The sequence below is a fragment of the Microcystis sp. M_QC_C_20170808_M3Col genome (assembly GCF_007095505.1).
Taxonomy (GTDB): Bacteria; Cyanobacteriota; Cyanobacteriia; order Cyanobacteriales; family Microcystaceae; genus Microcystis.
Map to the genome: position 1 here is coordinate 1 of NZ_SFBY01000172.1, position 2586 is coordinate 2586.

The 2586-nt window shown below is 37.2% G+C and carries 2 protein-coding genes; both read right to left on the minus strand.

Translation table 11 applies throughout. The features are described from left to right. Positions 1 to 1290, minus strand: a 1290-nt coding sequence (locus tag EWV84_RS07890; RefSeq protein ID WP_287077565.1) for a tetratricopeptide repeat protein, incomplete at its 3' end; no start/stop codon positions are given. Positions 1291 to 1378: 88 nt separating this feature from the next. Further along, positions 1379 to 2212 (minus strand): hypothetical protein, encoded by an 834-nt coding sequence (locus EWV84_RS07895; RefSeq protein ID WP_287077566.1) that lies wholly within the window; start codon positions 2210 to 2212, stop codon positions 1379 to 1381. Positions 2213 to 2586 lie beyond the last annotated feature (374 nt).

The window sequence follows — 2586 nt, forward strand, 5'->3', positions numbered from 1 at the left end:
TTCATACCTTCCTAAGTCATCTAACGCACTCCCTCGGTTGTGCCAAGCTTCATGAAAATCGGGTTTAATTTCTAAAGCTTGATCAAAGGATGCGATCGCTTCTTCATACCTTCCTAAGTTACCTAACGCAAACCCTCGGTTGTACCAAGCTTCATGGTCATCGGGTTTAATTTCTAAAGCTTGATCAAAGGATGCGATCGCTTCTTCATACCTTCCTAAATTACCTAACGCAAACCCTCGGCCGTACCAAGCTTCATGGTCATCGGGTTTAATTTCTAAAGCTTGATCGTAGGATGCGATCGCTTCTTCATACCTTCCTAAATTACCTAACGCAAACCCTCGGCCGTACCAAGCATAATGGTCATCGGGTTTAAATTCTAAAGCTTGATCGTAGGATGCGATCGCTTCTTCATACCTTCCTAAGTTATGCAATTCAAACCCTCGGTTTGTCCAAGCATCATGGTAATCGGGTTTAATTTCTAAAGCTTGATCGTAGGATGCGATCGCTTGTTTGTATTCTTTTCCCATTGCATGAATTAAACCTTTTTCCTGCCATAATTGAGATGCTCGAACAGGATCGAGAGATGGGGAATCGCTTAAATAGGCCTTAATTTCGGCCAACTTTTCCTGTCGTTGTTGGGGAGTGAATTGCTGATAGGTATCGAGATCGCTGTCTAAATAAACCAGTCTTCTAATTTCTCTTTCCAATATGTCCTTATCGGTCGGAAATTCATAAACTCCCGAATACCAATCAAAAAAATCCGACGCACGACGAATAAAATACCGCAAGGCAAATTCCGGCAATAAGAATACTAAAGTAAAGGGAAATTGCCGCTCAAATCGCTCACGGGATAGGTTTAAATAGCCTAAAATCTTAGGAACTCCGGCCCAGGTTCCTCCATAAACTGGACTTTGACTCGACAAGAAATAGCCTTGACTTTCCGCTTCTTCGTAGCGCAGTAGTGCATTTTCTAAACCTCGCACAAAAAGAATGTTTAGATTGGTATAATTTGGTAGATCGACAATTTTCTCATACAAATTATCGGTTTCTGAATCAAGTTGCAGGACTTGAATATTTTTATTGGGTAAATCTTGACTGATTCCCCGAATAATCTCATCAGCTTGCACGGGAGAACAGCGAACAAAGAGTAAATTAAAGCCATTTTTTCGTCTGAGCGATCGCAGTAATGTTTGATAGGATTCTGCTGCTGTTAGGGGTTGCTCTTCTAGCAATCCTTCAAAATCCGATTCCTGAGAGTTAGTTAAGGGTTTTACTTTTTGGTTTGTCATTATTATATGTAGCTGTATTCAGAGTTATGAGGTACAATGATTTTCTTACCTGTTCCCTGTTTCCCGCTCCCCATTCATAATTCATCATTCATAATTCATCATTAAACTCCTTAATTTCGGTAATTAAAGGATGCACATCATACCAACTTTTTAACTCTGCATCTGCATCAAAATAAGCATATTGTAAAACACAACGATTGAATAATAATTTACGATGAGCTTCATCATTTTGAATTTCGTTGGTAAGATGTACCTTAGCCAGAATTTTCCACTGCTCGTGTTCTACTGTTCTCCGATAGACATCTCTAGCTTGGGTTATTGCTCTTTGAGCAGCTTTTGCGGTAATGGGTAAAGCATCCACATGATCTAAAGCGGTTTGCATTAATAAAATTAAGTTTCGTACATGACCTCCAGTCATTAAACATAATCGCTCCAGAACTTCTTGACTTTCAAAAATATCTGTTTCTAGCTTTTTCGTTGGTAAAAATTGCTGGGTTCTTTTCTCAATAATAGCCTTAATTTTTGCTATACCATCAGGATTAATAGTACGATCAAGATTGCGGATCATAATCATCGGTAAAACCATCGGGTCATTATCATAAATATCGCGGAGATCATTGGCCCGATTAGAATAGGCCATTGAAATAGGTATAGTATAAATCAAATGACAATTTAACCCCTTTAATTGATCGGCTCGATCTAAAAAAATCTCATCATGATTAGTTTTATGATCTCGCCGATTTATTGGTACAATGCGATCTAAGTTATCAACAATTACCACTAATTTTTTTGAATCATCTAAGACAGTTTTGCTATTATCAATAAACTCATTTAGTGCTGTTAACAGCGTAACAGTATGAGGATTAATTTTATTTCTTATTTCTTGTCTTTGACTGGGAATTGCCCGAATCGCCGCAGACAATTTACCAAAATATTTAATTAAATCCCCTGTTTCTAGTTTAACATCTTCAACTTTAATCTCTGTTAAAGCTAAATCAATTAAATCCTGCCAACGGGATTTTATCCAGTTTTTTAAGGGTGTTGAATTAGCCTGTTTTAGTTGTTCTAATAAATGGCGCGTACAGGCAATGAGAATATCTGTATATTGAGCATCTTCTGGATCGATATCGTCTTCATCTGCCGCAAAATAAACAACAAAACAATTTTTTTGCTCTAGATATTAGAACTCTTGCAAATTAATTATATGTTATAATGATGGGTTAACTAATTTTCCCCAAAAAATTAGTTAATCAGTACATTCGTCCTGAATAAAAACTTGAAGTTTAACTTTTAACT